Genomic DNA, 25,827 nt, shown 5'->3' on the forward strand with positions numbered 1-25,827 from the left:
ATCAAACCAATTCAAATAAAGCTTCGATTTCAACCGGGATATTATCGGGTAGCGATCCCATGCCTACTGCGCTACGCACACCAATGCCATTTTCTTCGCCCCAAATTTTGGCAAAAAGTTCGCTTGCCCCGTTAATGATGAAAGGATGTTTTTCAAAATCGGGTGTGCAGTTAACCATGCCTAATACTTTTATTACACGTTTTACCTTATCTAAACTGCCTATGTTGGCTTTTACGGTAGCCAGCATGGCTAAACCAACCTGGCGGGCAGCAAGCTTCCCATCTTCCATATTTATGGTATCGCCAATACGGCCTATAATCAGGGTACCATCATCCTGTACCGTTCCGTGACCGGACAAGTAAAGGTATTTTCCATCAATTAAACATGGTTTATAAACGCCAAGCGGCTTTGGTGCTGGCGGCAGGTTTAAACCAAGCGCAGCAAAATTTTCTTCGGGAGTGTTCATATTGTAAAACTATTGTATTTTCAAATCTATAAATACTATTCATAAAGTTGAGAAAACATATTTAAAAATTTTAAAAACTTACGGTATGGTAGTAAGACCATCGAAAACAACCCCCAAAAGCAACAAAGTAGGTTTCTGTTTGCCATAAAAACAAAAAAGCCGGGGATCTCAAACCCGGCTTTTGCTTAAACCATGAATCAACTTTATTTAAATCTGTACGTAATTCCAATGTTAACGGCGTAATCGGCAAAAGCCGCGTCGCCTTGTGTGTATGTTCCGGTAAGGTTGGTTGAAATTTTGTCAGCAACACTTTGCGTACGTTCGCGACGTAAAGCAACCGGCACAAATGCATAAATAGAAAGTGATTTTAAACGGAATGTAACCCCGGGCTCGGCCGAAAGGATATTACCAGGCCTTCTGAAACCGTTACTGCCGCCAACAAGGTCGTGAACCGGTAAGCACTCATAACGTGCACCTGCCGAAAAGTCAAATTTACCTGTGCCATAGCTTGCACCCGCCCTAAGCATTACCTGGTCTGGCACACTCATAATATCGCTGCCATTAGCAATGGCCTTAGCGCTTGCAGTACCACCGCGAGCTGTTGAAACGCCGTTTTGTTCTCTTGGGCTAACGAGGTAATAAAAACCACCATATACACCAAATTTGTGGGTAAAATTGTAATAAGCGTTAATTTCGGTGGTTATACCTGTACCGCCGTCGCCCAACTGTATAGACTGATCAACCGGGCCAAGTACTTTGGCATCGGTTGTGCCCTGGTGGTAAAAATAGTCCTGGTAGTTATAAGCACCGGTAGCGAGTTTTAAGCCCAAGCCAACCTGGATATTTCCCTTACGTGCTTTAGCCGGATTTAATAACCAGGCATATGCAGTTAAACGAACATCGCCCAAACCAAATGAATGTGTCTCTAAACGTTCTTTACCGCCATGCTCGTATAACGATGAACGGCTGTTATCCACAATAGGTACATCCACCGCAAACGACCAGCGATTGTTAAAAATACGGGTAAGTGTTATATCATTGGTATAGGAGTGGTTAATAACATTTGTACCCAGCGCTATACGTTGTTTTTGCTCAGTTGTGCCAACAAAATGCTTGTATGACCTGAAGTATCGGCTATTGCTATTTAACAACCAGCTTCCTTCAGCAGCATTGGCACTATCCGGATGTTCGTCCATGGTGCACAAACCACCTGTACTCCTGATGGCTACGCAGCCTTGTGCGTTTACTTTTGCGTTTGTAAAAAGTACAAATAATGCTGCCACGCAGCTCAATTTTAAAATTAATTTCATAGTTTTTTTTAGTGGTTATTATTGTTTAGATAATTGAGTATTAAGGCCGGGTGATAAAACCCAGCTAAAGCCTGCTTTTTACAGGATATCAGGTTAATTAATTAGTTTGTAAATGGGCTGATTTTTTAAAAGGCCATGATAAAAATCCGGTAGGCGATCGCTTAACAGCAAACCATAAGGATAACAATACCCCATAGCTGCCACCCCGCTCAACCCATTCAAATATTTCATATTTAGGGTAAAAGAGTTCGCTTGTTATTTTCCAGATGATAAACAAAAACAGAATATTTGCAAATGGGCGAATAAGTACAGAAAGTGCTGCCAAAACTTCAAAAATGCCAACTGCCAGCGCAGTTTTGCCAGGATTGTTAAAACCCAAAGCATGGTACTGATTAATTAAACTTTGTTTTTGTATCAGGTTTAACCAACCATGGCCCAACAGCAGCAGGAATGCAAACAGCCTTAAACAATTTAAAACATTTTTTAAGGTACCTGCATCCAGGTTTACATTGTCGTCCATCCGGCCGAACCATTTTTTTAGCGGCATTTTAAAACCGCCCTGCATTAGCAGCAGTACAAACGGGGCACCAAAATTACCTGCGCGTTCAATAAACTCGGCAAATGGCTCGCCCGATAAAGGACGCATGGCGGCTGTAATTATCCCCCACACCACCAGCCAGCCGGCTACCGCACGTGTTGGATATACCAATAGCGATAAGCCAAACAAAATATCCATCACTCCTACGTAGGGCATCAGCGTGTATGACATATCATGCCCGATGCCAACTACGGCAAAATAATTACACCAAATTTGCTTGGTGATGATACCAAAGGCACCATGACCTATAAAACACATTGCTGACGCAAACCTGAGCGTGTAGTATATATTTTTATCTGAAATTAAACGCGACATGTTATCGTATCTTAAACTCTCCCTACCCGTTATAATCCTGCACCGTCTGCTTTACCCCTGTTAACCGCGTATTGTCCTACCGCTTTGCCGGTTACCAAACCAACTTCGCAATCGCTGCGGAAGTGGATACCACCGTACAGCCTCGACATGGCGGCTGCTTGTGCCAGATTAGTAAACTTAGTTCCTCTGTCAGGTAATAAATAACTTAATACGGTTGCTGCTGCGCCGCTAAAGTTAGAGTGTCCTGATGTATAAGCCGGGAAATTTGGCACCCCCGTGAGCGTTTTAATCAACGGATCAACCTGCGAAGGGCGCTGGTTAAAGTAAAAGTACTTGGTATCCCAGCAAACAATAGCAGCATCCATTTCGGCCATATTTAGCAATGCAAAGTTACGGGCCCAGCGTACTTCGCTATAATTTTGTTTCACAAACTCATCAGCAGCAATAGCGTTCCAGTGGCCGGCCGGTGTGTAGGTACCAATGCCATCAGCCCAAAAAGCAACCTGCTCTTCATGTGCACGGCTATGATCTTTACTCATTGATAGTACTTCATCAACTTCTTTTTTATATTCGGCCGAAGTAGATAAATAAGGTGGCGCCGGGCGCAGCGAAACAACAGTTAATGTATCAAACAAAAACGGAAGCACTTTTGAAAACAAAGGCAACATCGGCGGTCTCTTAGGTGTTTCTAAACTCACCCAAAACTTTCCTGATTCAAATGCTGTGGTTTGAAGTTTTGCCCATACTGTAGCATCGCCAATAGCCTTACCTGCACGATCGCCGCGGGCGCGCGTTACAAATAACGCAGCAACCTGTTTTCCTAATGATTCGCCTGCTGCTATCTCGCCGCGGGTATTTGCACCTGCCATTATACGGTATTCTTTTTCTTCCTGGGCTTTTTGGTTGATGTAAGCCAATTCGGTAGGGAATAACAGCTTCATTAACTCAACGGTGGTACCGGCGACAACTGCATCTTCACTTGGATATGATGGCAGCTCAGAAACCGGTACCAAGGCCTGTACAGTTGCATCATTTTTGTAAGGGGCCGTACGTTTATAGGTGTTTTTAAAGTGCCACGCAGCCAACAAAGCATCATATTGCGCTGCGCTCACATAAGCATAAGCGCGGGCGGCATATGGCGGGTTCGAGAATGGAAACTCCGGGTAATTAAATGGGTTGGCCGAACTTGGCGCGGGATAAGTACCATCTTCATTTTGATATGGCGCAACGTTGTGCTTAGCCACCAGTTGGCGCATAATTTCGTTCCACCTTAACACAGCGCCTGCACTCCAGTATTTAATAGATGCCTTTTGGTCGTCAGTTAAATTTCTCTGTGCTGCTTTAATTTCGTTAATATCCGCAAGGTAAGCTGGCGAAGTAACCGCATCGGGAGCGGCAACGGTAAGCACGCTAAAATCATTAACCAGCACTGGTTTCCAGGTATCGGCATTAAGGTCGATATTGGCCGGGGCCAGCGCGGGGTATTGTTGAGTACGATCTACAATGTCTTTTTTACAGGATAAGCTAAATATAGCCACGCCTATAAACATTGATGGTATTATATAAAGTAATGATCTTTTCATCAGATTCTCTTTTAATTATTAAAAATTATTTCTCTTTCCTGGTATTAAAAACATAGTCAATACCACCGTAGAAGGTGCGCGACTGGCCAACATTTCGGCCTTTCAACACATAATTGCCGCCCGCTGTCACTTCTAATCCTGGTATTTTGGTAAACATATATTTAAGGATGAGCCCAGCGACCCGCGAATTCATTTTATTACTTGGGAAAGGATTATCGTTTTTCCTGATATCAAAGCCTCCATGCGTATCAACCTGCGTAAACGTAGCCTCGGCATTAAATTGCAGGCTCCTGAAACCGGCACTGATTAAATAATTAGAAACATCGGGCATCTGCACTTCGTTGGTATAATGCATTTCGGTAGTGTAATAGGAGTTTCTGTCGATAGTAATATTGCTCCGGCGCACGTACTGATAAGCACCGGCCACAAAAAACCTGCTAATCTGGTAATTGAGTAAACCACGTAAAGCGACATTTTTACTGTGTAAGCCGATAGATAATGGTAAAAAATCAGCTTCGTAGTTACTTGCAGGTATCGAGCCCGAAAGAATAGCATGTAAACTCAAAGATCCTTTACCTATTTCATGTTTAACAGCCAGCCATTTTACATAGGCGCTTACATCCTGAAAATTGTGCTCGCCCCGCAAAGTTCCGGCGCTGGCATTGGTTGTAATATAAGGAAGCGCAACAGATATATTGATTTTGTTTGACAAGCCATAAACAACACCAAGCATGTAAGCATTTGAACTTACCGTACCCATATTTGGCGCATCGCGTTTGAAGGTACCTTCCCAGTAATGGTCCCACTGGCTGTGTGTGTAAGCGCCAGCCACACAAACATAGTTTTTGGGTATCATCAGCGCGTCGGCATCAGTTTGGGCTTGTACATGTTTAGTTAAAGTAAGGCATACAGCCATAACAATACAGCATCTGTAAAAATACAGCAATGAATATTTCATTCTATTTAAGTAAGGAAATTCAATAAAAATTTAATAATAAACCAACTGACAGAAAATGATTTAAAGCATTAAATAACACGTTAAACATTAATTCAGCGTAAAAGCCGGAAGCCTACGATTATGTGTCATCAAAATATCTGATTGAAGCCCACTATGCAGACTAAAAAGAGTTATTTAAATGATAAGCAAATTAAACAGCCTTTATCTTTTGCCGATAAAAGAACAATTCAACATCATAATTTATAAGCTATAATTAGCAGGTGAAATTTGGCGGTTTGCCTGGAGATTCAATGTAAGGGTCGTTAACATGGTAGGCTATAGGGCTTGCAATAGCTTTAAGCAGCGTTGAAAAGGACACAAACTGGTAGTCTGTTACCTGGAAGCTATAATCATTTCCTGTGCCGGATTTTTTAAGCTGATCATGACCCTTTTTACTAAGTGGTACATCATTAATTTCTTTGGCAATGACCAGATTGGCGGATACCAGGCGGGTTTTAACACTATTGGCAATACAAATGAACGACATGGTATCCGGAGACATTTTGTATCTTAAATAGTTGTAATAAACTCCTTTTAACTGTAGTTGGCCGTTATCCCTTACGTAGTGGTCCCATTTTTTTATACCGGGAAGGTGAACCGGGATTTTGATTTCGACAAGTTTGGTTGCGTCAATCTTGTTCTCATAAATCTCTTTAACTATCTGTATTTCTGATTGGTGAATGAAATACTGAAATACAAACTGGTACCCGCCCAAATTGAACAGGTGCACATTAAGTAATAGCATTGCAATAAACCTTTTCACTTTTCCAGATTAACTATTAGGGTAATAATTACCGGTAAATATATTGTTACAATACTATTAAAACAAATAAAAGTAAAAATTGTACTGCGAAAAACAGATATGAGATGTTAGACGTGAGATATGAGACTTAAAATTTCTGGTATTTTGAGCCGGACAAACAAAACACGACACCTCCCATAAGGCACTCAGAACTCAACCCTTTCGCCCGAAGGGCTAACCTTCATTATATATGATTAACATAATATAACTTTGTTTGCATCTTTGTGCCAAACTTATCATATGATATTAAGAAAATACTTTTCGGCTTCAAACATCATATTTATATTGCTAATGGCATTGGTTGTAATTACCTGGCTCAACCCGTCCGCCAAAGTTGAACTTATTCGCGGTTTGATGGCCGTCGGGGCTTTTAAACCAGATCCGGGTGATTATGCCCGCACCCATAAAGCCCCTGCAAACCTGCCTGATTATAGCTACCGCGATACATCAGGAAATACAATTTCTATCTCCGGTCTGAAAAATAAGGTTGTGTTTGTAAATTATTGGGCTACCTGGTGCCCGCCTTGCCTTGCCGAAATGCCATCGGTAAACCGGCTTTATATGAAATTTAAAAATAACCCCAATGTTGTTTTTATAATGGTTGATACGGATAACGACCAGCTAAAGTCGGGAACGTACCTCAAAAATAACCATTACAGCCTGCCATTATATACGTCAGTCAGCAAATTTCCGGATACTTTACTGGATGGCACTATACCAACAACCCTGATATTTGGCAAAGATGGCAAGCTAAAGTACAAACATACCGGCGCTGCCGATTACAACAGCGATAAGTTTAATGAGTTTTTGGAGAAAGAAGCGAAGTAGAGTTAAGAACCAAGAGTCAAGACAAAAGACTATTAAGTAAAATTCAAACAAAAGCTTATCTCAATATGCGGTCTCGCCGCAGTATTTTATCGAAGGCATAACAATTCACTACTCTCTACTCACCGTTCACCAATAATTTTTATTGTTAAAACAACACTTATTAATTATTTTTTCTTTTCTTTACGTCATAAACCTGTTATTCAATGAAAAGAAATTTGCTCTCATCACTTGGCGTTGCAGCCCTGTGTTTAATTTCGGCCTCCGGTTACAGCCAAACCGGAACGCTTAGTATCAGTACCGATTCAAAAACAACCATCAGCAAGCACATTTACGGGCAATTTGCCGAGCATTTAGGCCGTGGCATTTATGGTGGCTTTTGGGTTGATAAAAACCTCCCTGTTAAAAAGCAGGACAGAATTCGCCTGGATGTTGTAGAGGCTTTGAAAAAGATCAAGATCCCTAACCTTCGCTGGCCGGGCGGATGCTTTGCTGATGAATATCACTGGCGTGATGGTATTGGCCCAACAGCCTTGCGCCCAAGGATGGTAAACACCAACTGGGGTGGCGTTACAGAAGATAACAGCTTTGGCACGCATGAGTTTTTGGAACTTTGCGAATTACTGAAATGCGAGCCTTATGTTGCCGGTAATGTGGGCAGCGGTACGGTAGAAGAAATGTCGAAATGGATTGAATACCTTAACTCGAACAGTACCAGCACTGTGGTTAAAGAACGTGTTAAAAACGGTCACCCGGCACCTTATAAAGTAACTATTTGGGGCGTGGGCAATGAAAGCTGGGGCTGCGGCGGCAACATGACGCCAGAGTACTATACCGACCTTTTTAAACGCTATGCTTCGTTCGCCAAAGATTATCCGGGTGCGCAGCTGCAAAAAATAGCCAGCGGTCCTAATGCCGACGATTATAACTGGACGGAAGTTTGTATGAAGAAGATCCCGTCGGGGATGATGTCGGGCCTATCTTTACATTATTACACCATCCCTACCGGTAACTGGGGCAAAAAAGGTTCGGCTACCGCGTTTAGCGAAAAAGAATACTTTAACACCATGGTTAACTGCCTTAAAATGGAAGAGCTTGTTACCAAACACTCGGCTATTATGGATAAATACGATCCCGGAAAAAAAGTGGCCCTGGTGGTTGACGAATGGGGTGTTTGGACAGACCCTGAACCAGGCCCCAACGCCGGCGTTTTGTTTCAGCAAAACAGCCTGCGCGATGCCTTAATTGCAGGTACTACACTTAATATTTTCAATAACCATAGCGACCGTGTACGTATGGCAGCTTTGGCGCAAACCGTCAACGTGTTACAAGCGCTTATTTTAACCGACAAAGAAAAAATGGTGCTTACCCCTACCTATCATGTTTTTGATATGTACAAGGTGCACCAGGATGCCAAATACCTGCCTATTAAGCTGGATGTGCCAAACTACGAGGTTGATGGCAAAAAAATAGAGGCGGTAAATGCGTCTGCATCGCAGGATAACACAGGCAAGGTACATATTTCATTAGTTAACCTTGATATGCATAATGCCATCACCATTACTACCGAATTGAAGGATGTTAAATGGAGTGCTGTTAAAGGCCAGGTGTTAACCTCAGCAAATATTACGGATATTAACACTTTTGCGGTGCCAAACAAACTGCACCTGGCAACCTTTACCAATGCCAAAAAAGATGGAGATAAACTGGTGGTTACACTACCCGCAAAATCGGTAGTTACGCTGGAGTTACAGCCCCTCTAAATCTCCCCTGAAGGGGAGACTTTAAAAAGTAAAGTTCCCCTTCTATTAATAGTAGTAAAACCTTCTTGGGCCCTCCCCTTCAGGGGAGGGTTTGGGTGGGGCTTTTGTTCCATATATCCTTCAACGCTTTTTTTGCCGCATGATACCCACACATACCATGCACCCCTCCACCCGGTGGCGTTGATGAAGAACAGATGTACAGCCCTTTGGCTGACGTTTTATAAGGCGACACTCTTAACACTGGCCGCGTAAATAACTGGCCTATGTCGATTACACCACCGTTAATATCACCGCCAATATAGTTGGGATTATATTCTTCAAGCTGGGCCGTGTTAAAAGTATGCTTAGCCAAAATTGTATCCCTAAAGCCGGGCGCAAAGCGTTCAACCTGTCGTTCAATAATACCGGTCATATCTTCATTTGAACCATTCGGTACATGACAATACGCCCATGCCGTATGTTTGCCTGTTGGTGCCCGCGATGAGTCGAAGATGCTTTGCTGAGCCAAAAGTACATAGGGTTTGTCCGGGTGTTTACCTTTCCAAATCAGTTGCTCGCCTTCGGCAATTTCGGCAAATGTGTTGCCAATATGTACCGTGCCTGCCTGTTTAACTGCTTCGGCCTTAAACGGGATTGGCGCATCCAAAGCCCAATCTACTTTAAATACACCCGCACCGTAACGATAGCGTTCTAATTGCCATTTGTATAGCGGCGAAAATTTATGGCCGGCAATTTTTAACAGTTGTTTTGGTGTAACGTCGAACAAAACAGCATGTGATGAGGGTAATTGATTTAATGACTCGACATAAAACCCGGTCTCAATCTTACCGCCAATCGATATAAAATACGAAGCCAAGGCCTTTGCTATTTGCTCAGATCCGCCTTTGGGTAATGACCATCCTTTTAAATGCCCCTGTGCCATTAGTACCAGTGCAATAGCGGATGTGGCGATATTGCTCAAAGGCTGTATGGAATGTGCCGCCATCCCTGCTAATAAGCCTTTTGCCTCTTTGGTTTTAAACTTTTTGGCTAACCATGTGATGGGCGTTATAGCAGGAAGGCCGAATTGTGCCATCAGCAAAGGATGTTTCGGAAAATGCAGCGGGCCTAAAACATCGGCGGCTATTAATGGCCAGTTTTTTACAACGGGTTTCATTAAATCAAGATATGCCTGCTCATCCTTGCCAAGTAACCTGGCGGTTTCCGTTACTGATTTAAGCAAAACAGCAGCCGTTCCATCATCAAAGGGGTGGGCGGCAGCTATCTCCGGAAATATATATTCAAGGCCGTGCTGTGCAAGCGGCAATGTTTCAAAAAAAGGCGATGAGGCTGCGAGTGGATGGATGGCCGAGCAAATATCGTGTTTAAAGCCAGGCAGGGTAAGTTCGGCTGTACGCAGCCCGCCCCCTATTTCATTTTTACCTTCAAGCAATAAAACAGAAAGCCCATGTTGCTGCAATAAAATTGCAGCCGCCAGCCCGTTCGGCCCTGATCCTACTATTATCGCATCGTAATCGCGCTTTTCAAGCTTCATGTATGGCACAAAGGGATATTTGATACCCCTAAGATATCCAAATTAACTACTTTAAGCCGACATTGTTTAGTTTAAAACCTCGCCAGCGTGTGTGGCCTGGGGCACCTCAATCAATTTACCCGATCGTACATCATATATATAACCGTAAATGGGAATGTTGCCAGCCACTAACGGATGATGCCTGATGCGCTCCACATCTTCCACAACGCTGGCTTCCAGGTTTTTGAAGGTGAGGAATGCGATATGATTGGCTTCGTCAGATCCGCCGCTTTCGTCGGCATTGCGCCAGCCGTTTTCGTCGATAGTGGCCGTATTCAGGCTTTTGGATAGTAAGTTACGAATGATATCATCGGTAAACAAGCCCATACCGCAATCGGTATGGTGTATTACAAACCATTCTTTGGTACCCAATAGTTTATGTGATATCACCAATGAACGGATAGCGTCATCGCTTGCCCGGCCGCCTGCGTTGCGGATCACGTGTGCATCGCCCTCGGCAAGGCCCGCGTATTTGGCAGGATCAAGGCGGGCATCCATACAGGTTAAAATGGCAAACTGGCGTGCCGGCGGTATAGTAAGATTACCCTTATCGCCAAAATGTTTTACATATTCATCGTTAGCTTTAAGTACCTGCCGGTGTACTTTACTTTTAACTTGCTGAAGTTCATCAATTGCGTTTGACATTGTTTTATGTTTTTGTGAATAAACCTCGTTTTTAAATTATCAGGCTGATTTCCTGCTGTTAGCTATTAATGACGATTCGTAAACCGAAGTAATGATCGCTTCACCATTGAAAGTTCCTAAAAAATCGAGATCAATATGGCTGTAAATCACCTGCTTATTGGCATCGATGATATAGGTGGCCAGTAAGGGCACATTAACATCAATACCCGAAAAACGGTTCCAAACCGGGTCGTTGTCAGAATAAATCCTGAATGTGTGAGCTATATTTTTCTCCTCGTCGTGATAAAAGTTAAGGGTAAAACTGCTTTCCCAGGCCTGTTTTGCCAGTTCGTCGGTACGCTCATCGGTGATAATCAACAAGCTACCGCCGTTTGCTCTTATTTCCTGCTGGATATTGTTCAATTGATTTAACAATTCAAAGCCTTGCTCTTTCCAGTGGTGCGAGTAAAATGCAATCACCAATGGTTTTTTGAGCAGTTGCCTTAAAGCAATTGGCCCATGTGTTTGTGCACCGTTGAAAAACGATTGCCAACGGGTATAATCATTGGAAAACTTTAAATCCGGAATATAATTACCTGCTTTTACGGGTTGCAAAGCGCGGTAAGGTTTAAAAGCAATATCGTTATCAGGAACAATTTCTGAAAGATCGAAAAACGGGTATTTATTAGCAGTAGTTGACATTTTGTAGTGTGGTTAATAGTAGTAAATTATGTTTATTGGCGCAGATAAGAGAAACAACACCTTCAACAACGGCATAAGCCATAAATCAACTGCCAGTAATGCAGCACCCTATCAAAAAATGGCTTCTTTAAAGGGTTTATCGGGTAAGCGTTCATAAAATATATTAAATAACGAGGTCAGTAAACTTTTGGCGGGATCTGTGGTTTTAAGGGAGAGAAACTCAACAGCAGCAACACATACACATCATCCCTCTTAAATCGTGGCGATTTAAAAAGTTATTTGATTTGTATTTTATTGTGTTGTTTAACATTCCTTTGAATTAACGAAACAAATATACTATAATGTCTATATAATTAGTATACATTTTTATAATTTTTTTTATTCTTCTTTTAGTTACTTAACTTACCAATAAAAACATCCATGTTAAAAGGCGTTTGCAAATTCATTTCCATACCACTTATTTCGCTCTTATACATACCATTAGGCTGCAATCATAGTTCTAAATCCGGCCGGCAATCAAAAGCCGACTCGCTTAAACGAAAAGCTGTTAAAGAATGGAATAAAACCATCCCAGGCAATTTCAGCGATCAAACCGATGCAACTTTTGATAGTACGCTGCTTGCCACTTTTGTTAAAACCCACCCTGCATTTGAGCCCTATGTTAAGGATATCAGCCTGTTTTATAGCAAGCGCAAGTTTGCTTACGCATGGTACAACAAAGGAAAGTTGATTGAACAGGCCGGTAACCTGGCAGACAGAGTAGGAAATTTACAAAATGAGGGTATTTACAAGGCCACTCCCTACCCCAAAGTTTTAGACTCATTGATATTTGCGCCTAATAGCAAGTCATCAAAACCCAATATCGAAACAGAGTTAATGCTGACGGCCCAGTATTTTGCATTTTCAAAACTGGCCTTCCAGGGAATGAGCGATTCTACCAGTAAAGCGGTTAACTGGTTTTTGCCGCGCAAAAAAATCTCCTATAATGATTACCTGGATACTTTATTAAGGCAAAGCGGCAAAGCCGGCAGCACCTTATCAGAGCCTGTTTACAGGCAGTACGATTTATTAAAAAACTACCTCGCCAAATACCGGGCGTTAGACGCGAAAGAAAAATGGACAACGATACCATCAGCCAAAGGCGTAAAACCAGGCGACTCGTCGGCGGTTATCCCGCAGATAAGAACACGGCTTTTCAAATTGGGAGATTTTAAGGGCGACACCTTAGGCAATGTTTTTGACAATGAATTGCAACAGGCCATAAACCAGTTTCAACTAAGGCATGGCTTAACAGCCGATGGCCTGCCGGGGCCGGGGACACTTGCAGAGATGAACGTACCCTTAAAAAAACGCATCAGGCAGATTATTGTTAATATGGAGCGGTGCCGCTGGCTTCCGGTTAGTTTAAGTACCGATTACCTGGCTGTAAATATCCCCGAATTTAAATTGCACGTTTATCATGCCGATAGTTTGTTGTGGAGTTGTAATGTGGTTGTAGGCCAAAAGGTGCATCAAACAGTTATATTCTATGGCAAGATGCAATACGTGGTGTTTAGCCCGTACTGGAATGTACCCGAGAGTATTGTCCGAAACGAAGTTTTACCCGAAATGCGAAAGAACTCCAGTTATATCAGCAAGCACAACATGATCATTACGGGCAGCGAGAATGGTTTGCCGGTAATTAAACAAAAACCCGGCCCCGAAAACTCATTAGGGCTTGTGAAATTTTTGTTCCCGAATAGCTATAGTATTTATTTGCATGATACGCCCTCACGATCGTTATTTGGCGAATCGTCCAGGGCCTTTAGTCACGGTTGCATCCGCGTTGGCGAACCTGCAAAGCTTACCGCTTTTCTGTTGAAATATGATACTACCTGGACTGCTGACAGAATTTACAAAGCGATGCATCTTGGCAAAGAACAAACTATAACACTTAAACAAAAAGTACCTGTGTTCATCGCCTATTTCACAGCTTTTACCGATAGAGATAACAAACTCAACTTTCGCCAGGATATCTACGACAGGGATGAGCAGCTGGCTTCGATGATATTATCGGGAATCGGGAAATATTAGCACCAACCAGTCAAATCATTTTTCGGGTATCCGACCGACACCTGCTGGTAAATGGCGGCGCAACAAATTAATAAAACCGCCTTGCATATCGTAAAAAAAATCCGCCTGGTAATCACGAGGGCGGATTTTTTTAGTGGATGATATTTCAGTTCAATTATCAAGAAGCTTTTGCCAGCTTGTAACCATGCTCGGCCATTAATGTGCGCTTCACGGTCGGGATGGCGGGTTCCTTGTATTTACCCTTAAGTTTTTTAAATATCTGGAAACTGAAAGCATCCTGCATTGGTAAATTCCATTTGGCAATGGACGCAGGGCGTAGTTGCAAACTATCAGTTGGCACCCTCAAGTTCATATGATTGATGTGTGTAAGGCCGGTAGTTTTGTCGGTATCATATATCACAAATGTATCAATCTTATTGCCGTCAGGATCGGTATAGATCACAGAATCATGTTCGTTAAAAGTTTTCATATAGTTAATAGATATAAAACGATAACAATAAAAAAACACAAAGGTTTCATAACTACAAATTAATCTAATAAATTAATAAGAAAAATAGCCAGGAGGAATTTTACGATATTTAACTAATTCGCCCTAAATACTGCCTGCAAAACTGTAGGGTGGAGAATTCTGCTATTTTTGTTTGAACCTAAAAAAAAATTATGAAACGCACTTTTTCCCTGGCTTTATCCTTGTGTTTTGCTGTAAATCTGTATGGCCAGCAAAGCATACCCGATACGGCAAAAGAAGATTTTAAAGATGATTGGGCTGCCCTATCGCACTATAAAAAGAAAACCAGCAGTTAGGCGAACCTAAGCCCGGCGAAAAGCGCGTGGTGTTTTTAGGCAGTTCGATATTTGAGTTCTGGAAAGCAGAGTGCCCGAATTTTTTGCCGGTAGGCCATATCTCGACAGCGGTATTACCGGACAGATTTCGCCGCAGTTGTTAATCCGTTTCAGGCAGGATGTAATTGATTTAAAAGCCAAAGCGGTTATTATACTGGCAGGCAGCAACGATATTGCCGCGAACACCGGGCACGTGAGCAACCAAACTATCATGGATAATGTGCGTTCGATGGCCGAATTAGCTAAGCTGCATGGCATAAAAGTAATCCTTTGCCAATACCTTCCGGTATTTGATTATCCATGGCGTAAGGGCCTTAAGCCGGCCGATAAGATTATCAGCTTAAATAAAGAAATTAAGGCCTATGCTGTTGCTAATAACTTTACCTTGCTCGACTACTTTTCGCCACTGGCCGACGAGCGCAACGGGCAAAAAGCCGAATTAACAACCGATGGTGTACACCCCAATGTGGCGGGTTATAAAATTATGGCAAAGGTTACCGAAGAAGCTATAGCCAAAGCATTAAAATAAACACTTGTTTTATAGCGGCTTGCAAATATAAACGGTTTTATGTAGCTTAGAACAACCGGTTGTACTACCGGCAGTTTTAAATACATTACAGCTTACCCTTAAAACATCACATCATGCCTAATCACCTGTCTCCACTCGGAATTTTCCACACTGCTATCAGTATCCTTGCCGTACTTGTTGCCCTTTATGCTTTATTTCGCCAGGGGAAAATCGATCCTAAAAGCGGTCCCGGTAAATTATATATCCTGTTTACTATTATCGGTTGCCTTACAGCCCTGCCTATCATGAAAACCGGGCACTTTACTGCGGGCCATGGTCTGGCTGTTATCGTTTTAGCAGCGTTGCCCTTGGGCATTTACGCCAAATCAATTAGCTTTTTAGGAAAATCGGCCGAATATGTACAGGTTTTCATCATGTCGCTCACCCTTTTTTTTTCTATGATACCGGCAACTATCGAAACCTTAACCAGGTTACCCATCAGTCATCCGTTGGCCGCAGACCCTAATGATCCGGTAGCTAAAATGGGCTTGATGGCGCTTGTTGCCGTATTTGTAATCGGCGTTTTGTATCAGCTATTGAAGATCCGATCGAAACGAAAAGCAGCCGGAACGCCCGATGTTAACTTAAGCTGATAGCGCAATTTACGCTTGCCTAAACGCAATATTCCTTTCGGCCATTAATGCTTTAAGTATTTGAAGGCCTTTTTTGCCTGTACCATGTAGTTTCATAAAATCAGCTTCGTGCCAGGCCGACAACTGGTTTATATCCGTTATTCCGGCCTTGGCTAAGGCGCGCCGTGCCGGGTTCGAAAGTTTATGCAATGGATTGTCGTTGTTATTGTCTTTCATCTTCACCAGGTTTATGATTCAAATTTAACACCTATATCCCTTTATCAAGCAGTACCGGTGCGACAAATTATCGGGCAGGTTGCGACTATCCGAAATTAATGCCCATATTGTAACATGAAAAAATACTACCTGTTAGTGTTCTTGTTTTTTGCCGGCTTAATAGGTGCGGGCATATACCCGCATGACTATTTCACCTGGATATTGGAAGTTTTTCCGGCAATTTTAGGTTTTATTGCCCTGGTTTTAACATTCAACAAATTCAGGTTCAGCTATTTTACCTACATTATGATACTGGCGCATTGCTATGTATTATTTATAGGAGGCCATTATACCTACGCGCTGGTGCCGTTGTTTGATTGGGTAAAGGAGGTTTTTCATCAGGTACGTAATAACTACGATAAAGTTGGCCATTTTACCCAGGGCTTTGTACCTGCCCTGATAACCCGCGAATTATTCATCAGGAAAAATATTATCCAAAAACGCGGCTGGCTGGCCGTACTGACGGTTTGCGTTTGTACCACTATCAGTGTGTTATACGAATTTATAGAATGGTTTGTATCCCTGGCGTCAGGCTCATCCGGCGATTCATTTTTAGGTACGCAAGGCGATATCTGGGATACACAATCAGATATGTTGTTCGCCATGATAGGCGCAACCTGCATGGTTATATTTTTTGCAAAGTTACAGGATAGGCAAATAAGGGATTTAGGGCCGGCGAAATAACGTCAGATACAGTTTATTTAATATTTACAATTTGCCGATAACTGCCATCAACAGGGCCACCAGATACAGGCCGCTTAACATTTTCCGGTTTACAAAACAAAAAAATAATTAACTATTAGTTAAGCTGCACGTTTCAAATAATGGTCAACCAGGCGGGTAAGATCTGCCAGTTCAAATGGTTTACTCAACCAGGCGTCGGCACCGCATGCCTTAGCAATATCGGCCAAATCAGGGTAACCGGAAATCAATATTACAGGTATATGATAGGTTAACGGATGTTTTTTGATAGCAACGCAAAGTTCGCTCCCAAAGCCATCTTTAAGCTTATAATCAACCAACACCATATCTGGCATGTGTAATATAACCCCTTTTATTGAGTTTTTATCCAACGAAGCAACGGTACGGTAGCCCTCGTCATGCAGGATCATCTGTATCGCGTCAGACAGATCTGCATCGTCTTCAACAACAAATATTTTTTTACTCATAGGTTTATTATAATAGATATACAAAGCTACATAAGTTAATTTACAACCATCAATTATAAATTAACAATTTTAAACCCAAAGCAACCAATGTGTTCATTTTTTTACAATGTGGTTATCAGTTAACAGGTAATAAAAAAAATAACGATCAAACAAATCCAACGCTTTTTCCTTAAATAGCTGATAATTTAAGTTTTTGATAAGTATCTCATCCCCTATGAAAATAACAACATACCCTGGTAAATCATTCCCACTTGGCGCAACATGGGATGGTAAGGGCGTAAACTTTACCCTATACTCCGAGAACGCTACCGGCGTTGACCTTTGCTTGTTTCACAGCCCCGAAGATGAAGTAGAAACAGAAAGGATCCCGGTTACCGAATATTCCGAACTCATCTGGCATATCTATATTCCCGGTTTAAAACCCGGTCAGCTTTACGGTTACCGTGTAAGCGGCCCCTACGATCCCGAGAACGGCCATCGGTTTAACCCCAACAAGCTTTTGCTTGATCCTTACGCTAAAGCCATATCGGGTACCATTAACTGGGACGATTCTCTTTTTGGCTATCAGATAGGTAGCGATGAAAAAGATTTGAGTTTTAGTGAAACCGATAATGCGGCCTTTGTACCCAAATCGGTGGTTGTTGATCATAATTTTGATTGGGAGGGCGATGCAGCTCCTTGTATCGAGTACTTTAACTCGGTGATATATGAAGCCCACGTTAAAGGTTTCACCAATATGCATCCCGATATTCCGAAAGAGATAAGGGGCACCTGTGCCGCCATCGGTCATCCGGTAACTATCAAATATTTAAAAGCGCTTGGCATAACCGCTATCGAACTGATGCCTATCCATCATTTTTTAAATGACAGGCACCTGGTTGAGATGGGCTTAACCAACTATTGGGGTTATAATACCATCGGCTTTTTTGCACCCGATGCCCGTTACTCATCAAGCGGTGTGCTCGGCGAGCAGGTAACCGAATTTAAAACCATGGTAAAAGAGCTGCATAAGGCAGGCATTGAAGTGATACTTGACGTAGTGTATAACCATACCGGAGAAGGCAGCGAGATGGGGCCTACCCTATCGTTCCGCGGCATTGATAATTGTTGTTACTATCGCCTGACCGAGGATAACCGGTATTATATGGATTATACAGGCACCGGGAACACGCTAAACGCCAATTTGCCCAACGTATTACGCCTGATGATGGATAGCCTGCGTTACTGGATATTGGAAATGCATGTTGACGGTTTCCGGTTTGACCTCGCCGCTACGCTGGCGCGCGAACTGCACGAGGTAAACCGGCTAAGCGCTTTTTTTGATATTATTCACCAGGACCCCTGTATATCGCAGGTAAAATTGATTGCCGAACCGTGGGATATTGGCGAAGGCGGCTACCAGGTAGGCAAGTTTCCGCCGGGATGGGCCGAATGGAACGGCAAATATCGCGACAGCATCCGTGATTTCTGGAGCGGTACCGAAAGTTCATTGGCCGAGTTTGGCGACAGGATTACCGGCAGTTCCGATCTTTACAAATCATACCGCAGGCCAACAGCCAGCATCAATTTTGTAACCGCCCATGATGGCTTTACCCTGAACGACCTGGTAACCTACAACGAAAAACATAACGAAGCCAACGGAGAAGATAACAACGATGGCGAAAGCCACAACCGCTCCTGGAACTGCGGTGTTGAAGGTCCAACTAACGATGAAGCCATTAATGAATTGCGCGAAAAACAAAAACGAAATTTCCTAACAACCCTGTTCCTATCGCAAGGAGTACCGATGCTTGTTGCCGGCGATGAGATGAGCCGCACCCAAAATGGCAACAACAATACTTATTGCCAGGACAACGAATTATCCTGGATCAACTGGGACACAATGGATAAAGATCTGATGGGCTTTACGAGCAGGCTGATTAAATTGCGAAAAGAACATGCGGCATTTTCACGCAAGAACTGGTTTAAGGGCGAAGTAGAAAAAAAAAGCGGTGTAGCCGATATCGCCTGGTTTTTACCGGGTGGATCGGAAATGAGCGAAGATAACTGGAACCATGATTTTGCAAAATCAGTTGCTGTTTTTTTAAACGGATTAGGGTTACATAGCGTTAACGCTGAAGGTAATAAGATAATAGACGATAGCTTTTACATTATCTTTAACGCCCATAGTGAACCATTAAACTACAAACTGCCAACTGCCGAATATGCGGCCAGCTGGGAGCTTTTGATTGACACAGATAAAAAAGCAAACGAGAAAGTAAAGGGAGTATTTAAAGCCGAAGAAACGATACAGGTTGAAGGGCGGTCGGTTGTACTGCTTCAGCATCAATTGATCCATAATGGCGAAACAAAACATAACTAACAGAATATGATGCATTAATTTAATGACAAAGGGTTTTAAAACAAAAAGGGGGTGAATGAGAAATGCTAACTAAGTTTTACTAAAAAACACAATATTGATGTTAGTCATTTTTAGCCCTTTAATGCAAATCATTTAACAGTGTACAGAACGCCGGAGGGTAAGAGGCAAAAAGCCGGATGAAAAATAAATCTTCATCCGGCTAAATCACTCTAAAACAATCACCTCTTATTAAATAGGAAGTTATAAACAATTAATAGATAGATGCTTTTACAAAGCCTATGAATTGAATGTTTAAACAAAGGTATCTATAATATACAGATTGTGTGGAGCAACTGATTCATTTTTACGGGATACTGACATATATACTAACCGGTATTATACCAATCGGTACTTAACTTAACCTATAGTGTTAGCAATACATCAAACCCTTAATAAATATATCGGTAAGCAAAAGCTTCTTGGTCCTGATTTCTTCAAGGTGCTCCTTGCGGGGGAAACTTGTTTTCTTTTGAGATACGGCCCCTACCCTGATGCCATGCATGGCATCCAATAAAAGGTCTACCAATTCCTCTGGTTTTTCTATCGGGCTTATGCAGCCCTTTTCTATTTCGCTTTTAACGGCGTTGCCCAATAGTGCAAGCTCGGCTTTGTGCACCTGTTCAACAATTTCCCAGATGGTATCGGGCAAATTTTGCTCGTTAAGCCTAAAAAAATCAAAAAAGTTATAATTACTTACTATAAAATCGTGATGGGTGTTTATCTGAAACACAAAAGCTTCTTTAAGGCTGCCGAATGTATCAGCCTTTTCTTCCAGTTTTTTCAGGTAGTCTACAGCCAGTTTTCGCATTACGGCCATATATAGCTGGCTTTTATCCGGAAAGTAATAATATAGCAGTGCTTTTGACATTGAAAGGTCGCCGGCTATTTCATTCATCGTGGTTTTTGAATAACCATAATGTAAAAAACGCTCGTACGATGCCTCTAATATCTTTTCCCTTTTTATATCCTGATGGTCGTGGGTTGTAGCCATTGCCGTATCAATTATTAAATCCCAGTCAGCATAAAAACTAAATTCCTGACTTTTTAAACAAATCTATCAAAAAATCTATACATAACTGTACCAAGTCCCCTTTCATTACGTGTTGTTAAAACAATTTTACATTCGTAGTATTTATGAAAGTAATTAACTAACATTATTAAGCATGAATATTGTTAACAGACTGCCCCCTGATCTGCTTGAATTTTCTAAACAAATCCCCGCCATCCTATGGAACCTTATTATAATGGTAACAGCTATCCTGATAGGTTTGCTCATAAAGGTTGCAGTTACACGATTATTTAAAGTTTATGCAAAAAAAGAAGCTACGGATTATTCTTTCTTCAGATCTGTCATCGTAAACCTGGGTAAGGCCATAACCTACTTTATTCCTTTGTTCCTGTTCAACCTGTTTATCCCGCTAATGCGGATGGATAAAGCCTACCTTAGCCCGCTTGATAAAACAATTGAGATTTGCCTTACCATATCATTCGCGGGCATCCTGGTGCGCTCTATAAGCGTACTTGAAGATTATATTTACCACACTTACGACCTTAACAAAGCCGATAACCTGGTTGAGCGTAAAGTGCGTACACAAATACAGTTTATCCGCAAGTTTTTGGTGGTACTTATTGTGTTTGTAACCATCGCCATCATCCTGCTTAGCTTTGACAGCATGCGCAAAATTGGTACAGGTTTACTAACTGGTGTTGGTATAGGCGGTATTATTGTGGGCTTTGCGGCGCAAACCTCATTGGGTAACCTGCTGGCCGGTTTCCAGATAGCGTTTACCCAGCCTATCCGTATTGATGATGTGCTGGTTGTTGAAGGCGAATGGGGACGCGTGGAAGAGATTACCTTAACCTATGTAGTACTAAACATCTGGGACAAACGAAGATTGATACTCCCCATCAATTACTTCATCACCAAGCCATTTCAAAACTGGACACGCACCTCATCCGAAATTTTGGGTACCGTGTTTTTGTATGTGGATTATACCATTCCGCTGGATGCTATCCGTACGGAGTTTGAGCGGCTGATTAATTTAAGCCCGCTGTGGGATAAAAAAGTGCAGGTGGTACAGGTAACGGATACCAAAGAAAACAACATTGAGGTACGGGTACTCATGAGCGCCCGCAACTCATCAGAAGCGTTTGACCTGCGCTGCTACGTCCGCGAAAACCTGGTTGGCTTTATCCAGCAAAACTACCCTGGCAGCTTGCCAAGAATCAGGAACGAGGTTAGTAACCTTGAAAAATATTTGCAGCATAAAGCCGAGGCTTAAGCTGCATTTGAAAATTCAATACCGCTGCCAATTACCAGGGCATCTTCTATAGCGCCAACAAACGGATCAGTTACATTACTGGCTTTAACAGCATCTTTACGCAACCAAAAACTGCCAAATGTTGATGCAAAAGCCGCCGCGCTGCCAATTAAAGCGCCGGCAGCCGGGTTGCCCCCTGTTGCTTTATATACACTGGCACCGGCAAGCGCGCCAGACATCATCCTGAACACAACTGAAACCGGTTTAACTCGATCTTTGGCAGATGGTAATTTATCGCCGATGATCTCGCCTACGGCTAATAATTTCAGTGCCAATGCGACATTCCTGGATTGCATAAATTTTAACGGGGAATGATCAAGTCGTTTGGTTTGATGATGGCTTAATATATGATTGGCAATAACCGGTGCCGATGTTGACCGCATACCGGCCAAAGCGCCCAACCCCATAACCTGCCAAAAAGGATGTGTTATTTTGAGTTCCATATTAGTGCTTATTATACCATTTAAACCAAGCAGTGCTTATTATGTTCTGTATAAAACATATAAATCAATAATTAAATACCGGAATTATAAAAGGCAACCAGCACAGTCAAAATTATTCCATAACAAAAAAGCCGCCCCGATAAATTCAGGGCGGCCATTATTCTTTGTAGTTTAAAAAGTTAAACTTCTTCTGCTTCTAAAACCGGTACATGTTTTTCTTCCTTTTTACCAAAAAGCCGTGCTTTCAGGTTGTAACGTATAAGGTACATACATGGCACCAGGATCAGGGTGATGATGGTAGCAAAACCAAGGCCGAAGATCATTGTCCAGGCTAATGGCCCCCAGAAGGCTACGTTATCGCCACCAAAGTGAATGTGTGGTGCAAAGTGGGTGAACAAGCCTACAAAGTCGATATTAAAACCTACAGCTAATGGTATCAAACCTAATATAGCTGCAGTAGCGGTTAACAATACCGGCGTCATACGGGTATGGCCCGCTTCAACTACGGCATCGTGAACGCTTGCACCTTGTTCTATCAGCATATCGGTAAATTCTACCAGCAGGATTCCGTTTCGGACAACCACACCGGCAAGTGCTATGATACCAATACCTGTCATTACTATTGACATCGTCATGTGGAATATGGTTACCCCCAGCAGTACCCCAATGATACTAAAGAAGATCTCGCTGATAATGATAAATGTTTTACCAATAGAGTTAAATTGGATCATTAAAATAACCAATATCAAACCAAATGATACACCAAGTGCAGATAACAGAAAGGTCATTGCTTCCATCTGGTCTTCCTGTCCACCACCCATTCTTATAGATACATTGTCGGGCGCTTTAAAGTTATTGATGGCCAATTTAATGTTTGCGTTAACATCGTTGGGATTAAATGGTTTTATTACGTTTGATCCTAATGTTAGCACACGCCTTTGTTGTTTACGTTTAATGTTACTGTAGGTAGTTGTATACCGCACATCAGTAAATGCAGAAATGGGTACCTGGCGAATAGAACCACCCGTTGCCATGTCACGATAAGTAACCTTAAGGTTTTTAAGGGCGTCGATATCCCCTCGCTGACTCTGCAATGCACGCACCTTTATCTGGTAATCATCTTCCTTGGTATTCCTAAAATCAGCGGCTTTGGCACCTAATATTGCGGTAGCCAAATTTTGGGTAATGGTACCAGAAGATATACCTTCCCGGTTAGCACGCTCACGGTCAACATCAAAAACAATGGTAGGTTTATCACTTTGCACATCGGCAGTTAAATTTTCGATACCGGCGATATTTTGTTTAACCAAATAGTTTTTCAAACGATCACCTGTTTTAACCAAGGAATCAAGGTTATCACCGATTATTTCAATACTGATATCCTTTTGTACCGGCGGACCGCTATTTTCCTGTGTTACTGATATTTTAGCCCCTGGCACACCTTGAACTGCTTCGCGGATTCTTTTTAAAACCGCTTTTGTATCTTTACCATTACGCTTGCCAAATTCAACAAATGCAACCGTTACTTTGCCTTTATTTTCATAGTCTCCCTGATCTTCATCAGTAGGATCTGTAACTCCTTTGGTAACGTTTGAAATAACCGACGATACAATGTCTTTATCCGGTTCAACCACTTCGGCCACTCGTTTCTCCAGCTTTTTGGTCACTTCGTTTGTATAAGTCTGGTCGGTACCTATCGGCATGGTAATGTACACATAGGCAAAGTTAGGATCGCCAGAAGGGAAAAACTCGGGTGTTTTACCAATTAAGCTCATTAAAACTATGGCAAAAACAAATAAACCCATAGTACCAAACAACATGGTTTTAGGAAAGTGTACTGCTTTCTCGAGCCATTTGGCATACCATTGCTGAAAACGCGGCCATGCGTTTTTCTGAAACCTGTCTATAACCTTTAACAGCACAAAGTGATTTAAAAGATACAGTGCTATTATCAGCACCATAAAATTACCTATGCCAAAGTTTATCAGGTAACCAACAACTGTGGCAATAAGCAGGTATATCATTGCTCGCTTTACCTTACGGTCAAATTTGGGATGATCGTGCTCACCATCAAAATGAGGTTTCATGAAATCAACTGCGAAAACCGGGTTGATAATATAAGCAACAACCAGTGACGCCAGCAAGGTTATAATTAGGGTGATAGGTAAGAAGAACATAAAATGTCCAATCAAACTATTCCAGAATGCCAACGGTACAAATGGGGCAAGCGTGGTCATGGTACCCGAGAATACTGGCAAAAACACCTCGCCGGCAGCTATTTTGGCGGCCTGCTTAATGGGTACCTTTCCATTGGCAAATATGCGGTGTGTGTTTTCAATAACCACAATGGCATCATCCACCACTATACCTAAGGCCAGCAGGAATGAGAACAGTACAATCATGTTAAGCGTAAAACCTATCCAGGGCATTATCAGAAAAGCTATAAAGCATGATAGCGGCACCGATAAAGCTACAAATATGGCATTGGTAGTACCCATGAAAAACATTAGGATAACCGTTACCAGGATAAAACCAATTACTATTGTATTTATCAGGTCGTTAAGTGTTGTACGGGTTTTGTCCGACTGATCACCAGTTACCGTAATATTCAAGCCTTTAGGGAAAACTGTTTTTTGCTTTTGTTTAATAAGTTCATTGATCTTATCTGATGCCTGGATCAGGTTTTCGCCTGCTCTTTTACTTACGTTTAATGTAATTACATTTTTAAAGTTGGCGTTATCATTGGTTTTTAAGCGGGCAAAACTTTCCTGCTCCAAAAACGAATCCTTTATCTCGGCAATATCACGCAAATAAACTGCCTGCCCTTTGGGGTTACGGATAGCCATAGCCGCTACCTGATCGGCATCCTTAAAATCCTGTTTGATATCGATACTGCGGCGCACACCATCGGTAGTAACATTACCTACTGATGCGAGAATATTTTCGTTCCCGATAGCCTGCGTGATATCGCTAAAGCTGATCTGTGCTGCCGTCATCTTATTCATATCCACGTTAACCTGTATCTCGGGCGTTAATGCGCCTACTTCATCAACTTTTGAAATTTCCTTATAACTTTCAATGTCGTCTTTTAAGTTATCAGCGTACTCCTTTAGTTTTTTCAAGTCGTAGTTACCTGATATATTGATGTACAGGATCGGAAGATCGGCCACATTGATATCGCTTATGGTCGATTCCTTAAGGTTGTTATCATTTTGCGGCAAATCCGGCTTTGCTTTATCAACAGCCTCTTTAACATCAATTTTGGCATCCCGGATATCGATGTTAGCATTAAACTCAGCTGTTATTAAAGATATGTTTTGGGCCGAGTTTGAGGTTACCTTTTTAAGCCCTTTTAACGATTTTAACTTTTTTTCAATCTGGCGTGTTACCAGGTTTTCCACGTTTTGAGGCGATTGACCTATAAATGCAGTCGAAACAAACACCTTCGATTGTGCTATATCAGGAAAGTTTTCTTTAGGCAAGTTGTTATAACTTACCAAACCTAATACGGTAACCAAAAATATGAGTACATATATGGCCGTTTTATTGTCGATGGCCCAGCTTGAGGGTCCAAATTCTTTAGTTGAATCTTTCATAATTGAC

The 25,827-nt window shown here is 42.1% G+C and carries 24 protein-coding genes; 9 read left to right on the forward strand and 15 right to left on the reverse strand.

Features of this window, described 5'->3' with window-relative positions; all coding sequences use genetic code 11:
- Position 1 precedes the first annotated feature (1 nt).
- The 6 genes from BMX56_RS26040 to BMX56_RS26065 all read right to left on the reverse strand — a co-directional run bounded on the left by BMX56_RS26040 (position 2) and on the right by BMX56_RS26065 (position 6,032).
- A complete protein-coding gene (locus BMX56_RS26040) occupies positions 2–466 on the reverse strand; it encodes a RidA family protein (protein WP_090652646.1) in 465 nt (154 codons plus the stop codon).
- Between the two features lie 203 nt (positions 467–669).
- A complete protein-coding gene (locus BMX56_RS26045) occupies positions 670–1,776 on the reverse strand; it encodes a hypothetical protein (RefSeq protein WP_177183927.1) in 1,107 nt (368 codons plus the stop codon).
- Between the two features lie 97 nt (positions 1,777–1,873).
- A complete protein-coding gene (locus tag BMX56_RS26050; protein WP_090652647.1) occupies positions 1,874–2,689 on the reverse strand; it encodes a hypothetical protein in 816 nt (271 codons plus the stop codon).
- A 29-nt stretch (positions 2,690–2,718) separates the two neighbouring features.
- Positions 2,719–4,272, reverse strand: a complete 1,554-nt coding sequence (locus tag BMX56_RS26055; protein WP_090652648.1) for a vanadium-dependent haloperoxidase — start codon at positions 4,270–4,272, stop codon at positions 2,719–2,721.
- Positions 4,273–4,297: 25 nt separating this feature from the next.
- Positions 4,298–5,230, reverse strand: coding sequence for a hypothetical protein (locus BMX56_RS26060; RefSeq protein ID WP_143065535.1), 933 nt, complete (start codon positions 5,228–5,230; stop codon positions 4,298–4,300).
- Positions 5,231–5,483: 253 nt separating this feature from the next.
- Positions 5,484–6,032 (reverse strand): hypothetical protein, encoded by a 549-nt coding sequence (locus BMX56_RS26065; RefSeq protein WP_090652650.1) that lies wholly within the window; start codon positions 6,030–6,032, stop codon positions 5,484–5,486.
- Between the two features lie 279 nt (positions 6,033–6,311).
- Here BMX56_RS26065 and BMX56_RS26070 point away from each other — a divergent pair, with 279 nt between their 5' ends.
- Positions 6,312–6,899, forward strand: a complete 588-nt coding sequence (locus tag BMX56_RS26070; protein WP_090652651.1) for a TlpA family protein disulfide reductase — start codon at positions 6,312–6,314, stop codon at positions 6,897–6,899.
- A gap of 203 nt (positions 6,900–7,102) precedes the next feature.
- Positions 7,103–8,659, forward strand: a complete 1,557-nt coding sequence (locus BMX56_RS26075) for an alpha-N-arabinofuranosidase (protein ID WP_090652652.1) — start codon at positions 7,103–7,105, stop codon at positions 8,657–8,659.
- 79 nt (positions 8,660–8,738) lie between these two features.
- Here BMX56_RS26075 and BMX56_RS26080 read toward each other — a convergent pair whose 3' ends face one another.
- From BMX56_RS26080 to BMX56_RS26090, 3 genes are all read right to left on the reverse strand, one after another.
- Entirely contained in the window at positions 8,739–10,193 is a 1,455-nt protein-coding gene (locus BMX56_RS26080) for a phytoene desaturase family protein (protein WP_090652653.1), read from the reverse strand.
- Positions 10,194–10,259: 66 nt separating this feature from the next.
- Positions 10,260–10,877 carry a beta-class carbonic anhydrase gene (locus BMX56_RS26085; RefSeq protein WP_090652654.1) on the reverse strand — a complete coding sequence of 206 codons (618 nt, stop codon included), beginning with the start codon at positions 10,875–10,877 and terminating at the stop codon, positions 10,260–10,262.
- A 39-nt stretch (positions 10,878–10,916) separates the two neighbouring features.
- Complete coding sequence (locus BMX56_RS26090; protein WP_090652655.1) at positions 10,917–11,558, reverse strand: peroxiredoxin family protein; 642 nt, start codon at positions 11,556–11,558, stop codon at positions 10,917–10,919.
- Positions 11,559–11,978: 420 nt separating this feature from the next.
- Here BMX56_RS26090 and BMX56_RS26095 point away from each other — a divergent pair, with 420 nt between their 5' ends.
- A complete protein-coding gene (locus BMX56_RS26095; protein ID WP_090652656.1) occupies positions 11,979–13,631 on the forward strand; it encodes a L,D-transpeptidase family protein in 1,653 nt (550 codons plus the stop codon).
- Positions 13,632–13,788: 157 nt separating this feature from the next.
- Here the strand turns inward: BMX56_RS26095 and BMX56_RS26100 are convergent, their stop codons facing one another.
- Positions 13,789–14,100: a hypothetical protein gene (locus BMX56_RS26100; RefSeq protein WP_090652657.1), complete on the reverse strand. Its 312-nt coding sequence runs from the start codon at positions 14,098–14,100 to the stop codon at positions 13,789–13,791.
- 191 nt (positions 14,101–14,291) lie between these two features.
- Here BMX56_RS26100 and BMX56_RS30420 point away from each other — a divergent pair, with 191 nt between their 5' ends.
- From BMX56_RS30420 to BMX56_RS26110, 3 genes are all read left to right on the forward strand, one after another.
- Entirely contained in the window at positions 14,292–14,435 is a 144-nt protein-coding gene (locus BMX56_RS30420) for a hypothetical protein (RefSeq protein WP_218152490.1), read from the forward strand.
- 70 nt (positions 14,436–14,505) lie between these two features.
- Positions 14,506–15,003, forward strand: coding sequence for a GDSL-type esterase/lipase family protein (locus BMX56_RS26105; RefSeq protein ID WP_218152491.1), 498 nt, complete (start codon positions 14,506–14,508; stop codon positions 15,001–15,003).
- Positions 15,004–15,116: 113 nt separating this feature from the next.
- A complete protein-coding gene (locus tag BMX56_RS26110) occupies positions 15,117–15,635 on the forward strand; it encodes a DUF2306 domain-containing protein (protein ID WP_090652658.1) in 519 nt (172 codons plus the stop codon).
- Between the two features lie 9 nt (positions 15,636–15,644).
- Here the strand turns inward: BMX56_RS26110 and BMX56_RS26115 are convergent, their stop codons facing one another.
- A complete protein-coding gene (locus BMX56_RS26115) occupies positions 15,645–15,851 on the reverse strand; it encodes a helix-hairpin-helix domain-containing protein (protein ID WP_090652659.1) in 207 nt (68 codons plus the stop codon).
- Positions 15,852–15,965: 114 nt separating this feature from the next.
- Here BMX56_RS26115 and BMX56_RS26120 point away from each other — a divergent pair, with 114 nt between their 5' ends.
- Complete coding sequence (locus BMX56_RS26120) at positions 15,966–16,574, forward strand: DUF2238 domain-containing protein (RefSeq protein WP_090652660.1); 609 nt, start codon at positions 15,966–15,968, stop codon at positions 16,572–16,574.
- 119 nt (positions 16,575–16,693) lie between these two features.
- On the opposite strand, the gene BMX56_RS26125 is transcribed toward BMX56_RS26120, so the two are convergent.
- A complete protein-coding gene (locus BMX56_RS26125; protein WP_090652661.1) occupies positions 16,694–17,059 on the reverse strand; it encodes a response regulator in 366 nt (121 codons plus the stop codon).
- A gap of 214 nt (positions 17,060–17,273) precedes the next feature.
- On the opposite strand from BMX56_RS26125, the gene glgX reads away from it, so the two are divergent.
- Positions 17,274–19,421, forward strand: coding sequence for a glycogen debranching protein GlgX (gene glgX / locus BMX56_RS26130; RefSeq protein ID WP_090652662.1), 2,148 nt, complete (start codon positions 17,274–17,276; stop codon positions 19,419–19,421).
- 409 nt (positions 19,422–19,830) lie between these two features.
- On the opposite strand, the gene BMX56_RS26135 is transcribed toward glgX, so the two are convergent.
- Positions 19,831–20,451 (reverse strand): TetR/AcrR family transcriptional regulator, encoded by a 621-nt coding sequence (locus BMX56_RS26135; protein WP_090652663.1) that lies wholly within the window; start codon positions 20,449–20,451, stop codon positions 19,831–19,833.
- Positions 20,452–20,623: 172 nt separating this feature from the next.
- On the opposite strand from BMX56_RS26135, the gene BMX56_RS26140 reads away from it, so the two are divergent.
- Positions 20,624–21,742, forward strand: a complete 1,119-nt coding sequence (locus tag BMX56_RS26140) for a mechanosensitive ion channel family protein (RefSeq protein ID WP_090652664.1) — start codon at positions 20,624–20,626, stop codon at positions 21,740–21,742.
- Here the strand turns inward: BMX56_RS26140 and BMX56_RS26145 are convergent.
- Entirely contained in the window at positions 21,739–22,224 is a 486-nt protein-coding gene (locus BMX56_RS26145; protein ID WP_090652665.1) for a DUF4126 domain-containing protein, read from the reverse strand. The genes BMX56_RS26140 and BMX56_RS26145 overlap by 4 nt on opposite strands.
- A gap of 179 nt (positions 22,225–22,403) precedes the next feature.
- Complete coding sequence (locus tag BMX56_RS26150) at positions 22,404–25,820, reverse strand: efflux RND transporter permease subunit (protein WP_090652666.1); 3,417 nt, start codon at positions 25,818–25,820, stop codon at positions 22,404–22,406.
- Between the last annotated feature and the right edge of the window lie 7 nt (positions 25,821–25,827).

Source organism: Mucilaginibacter sp. OK283 (assembly GCF_900110415.1).
Classification (GTDB): Bacteria; Bacteroidota; Bacteroidia; order Sphingobacteriales; family Sphingobacteriaceae; genus Mucilaginibacter.

Bases quoted from the DNA above. Each gene is read 5' to 3' on its own strand.
- BMX56_RS26040 (WP_090652646.1), bottom strand. From the start codon at position 466: ATGAACACTCCCGAAGAAAATTTTGCTGCGCTTGGTTTAAACCTGCCG.
- BMX56_RS26045 (WP_177183927.1), bottom strand. From the start codon at position 1,776: ATGAAATTAATTTTAAAATTGAGCTGCGTGGCAGCATTATTTGTACTT.
- BMX56_RS26050 (WP_090652647.1), bottom strand. From the start codon at position 2,689: ATGTCGCGTTTAATTTCAGATAAAAATATATACTACACGCTCAGGTTT.
- BMX56_RS26055 (WP_090652648.1), bottom strand. From the start codon at position 4,272: ATGAAAAGATCATTACTTTATATAATACCATCAATGTTTATAGGCGTG.
- BMX56_RS26060 (WP_143065535.1), bottom strand. From the start codon at position 5,230: ATGAAATATTCATTGCTGTATTTTTACAGATGCTGTATTGTTATGGCT.
- BMX56_RS26070 (WP_090652651.1), top strand. From the start codon at position 6,312: ATGATATTAAGAAAATACTTTTCGGCTTCAAACATCATATTTATATTG.
- BMX56_RS26075 (WP_090652652.1), top strand. From the start codon at position 7,103: ATGAAAAGAAATTTGCTCTCATCACTTGGCGTTGCAGCCCTGTGTTTA.
- BMX56_RS26080 (WP_090652653.1), bottom strand. From the start codon at position 10,193: ATGAAGCTTGAAAAGCGCGATTACGATGCGATAATAGTAGGATCAGGG.
- BMX56_RS26085 (WP_090652654.1), bottom strand. From the start codon at position 10,877: ATGTCAAACGCAATTGATGAACTTCAGCAAGTTAAAAGTAAAGTACAC.
- BMX56_RS26090 (WP_090652655.1), bottom strand. From the start codon at position 11,558: ATGTCAACTACTGCTAATAAATACCCGTTTTTCGATCTTTCAGAAATT.
- BMX56_RS26095 (WP_090652656.1), top strand. From the start codon at position 11,979: ATGTTAAAAGGCGTTTGCAAATTCATTTCCATACCACTTATTTCGCTC.
- BMX56_RS26100 (WP_090652657.1), bottom strand. From the start codon at position 14,100: ATGAAAACTTTTAACGAACATGATTCTGTGATCTATACCGATCCTGAC.
- BMX56_RS30420 (WP_218152490.1), top strand. From the start codon at position 14,292: ATGAAACGCACTTTTTCCCTGGCTTTATCCTTGTGTTTTGCTGTAAAT.
- BMX56_RS26110 (WP_090652658.1), top strand. From the start codon at position 15,117: ATGCCTAATCACCTGTCTCCACTCGGAATTTTCCACACTGCTATCAGT.
- BMX56_RS26115 (WP_090652659.1), bottom strand. From the start codon at position 15,851: ATGAAAGACAATAACAACGACAATCCATTGCATAAACTTTCGAACCCG.
- BMX56_RS26120 (WP_090652660.1), top strand. From the start codon at position 15,966: ATGAAAAAATACTACCTGTTAGTGTTCTTGTTTTTTGCCGGCTTAATA.
- BMX56_RS26125 (WP_090652661.1), bottom strand. From the start codon at position 17,059: ATGAGTAAAAAAATATTTGTTGTTGAAGACGATGCAGATCTGTCTGAC.
- glgX (WP_090652662.1), top strand. From the start codon at position 17,274: ATGAAAATAACAACATACCCTGGTAAATCATTCCCACTTGGCGCAACA.
- BMX56_RS26135 (WP_090652663.1), bottom strand. From the start codon at position 20,451: ATGGCTACAACCCACGACCATCAGGATATAAAAAGGGAAAAGATATTA.
- BMX56_RS26140 (WP_090652664.1), top strand. From the start codon at position 20,624: ATGAATATTGTTAACAGACTGCCCCCTGATCTGCTTGAATTTTCTAAA.
- BMX56_RS26145 (WP_090652665.1), bottom strand. From the start codon at position 22,224: ATGGAACTCAAAATAACACATCCTTTTTGGCAGGTTATGGGGTTGGGC.
- BMX56_RS26150 (WP_090652666.1), bottom strand. From the start codon at position 25,820: ATGAAAGATTCAACTAAAGAATTTGGACCCTCAAGCTGGGCCATCGAC.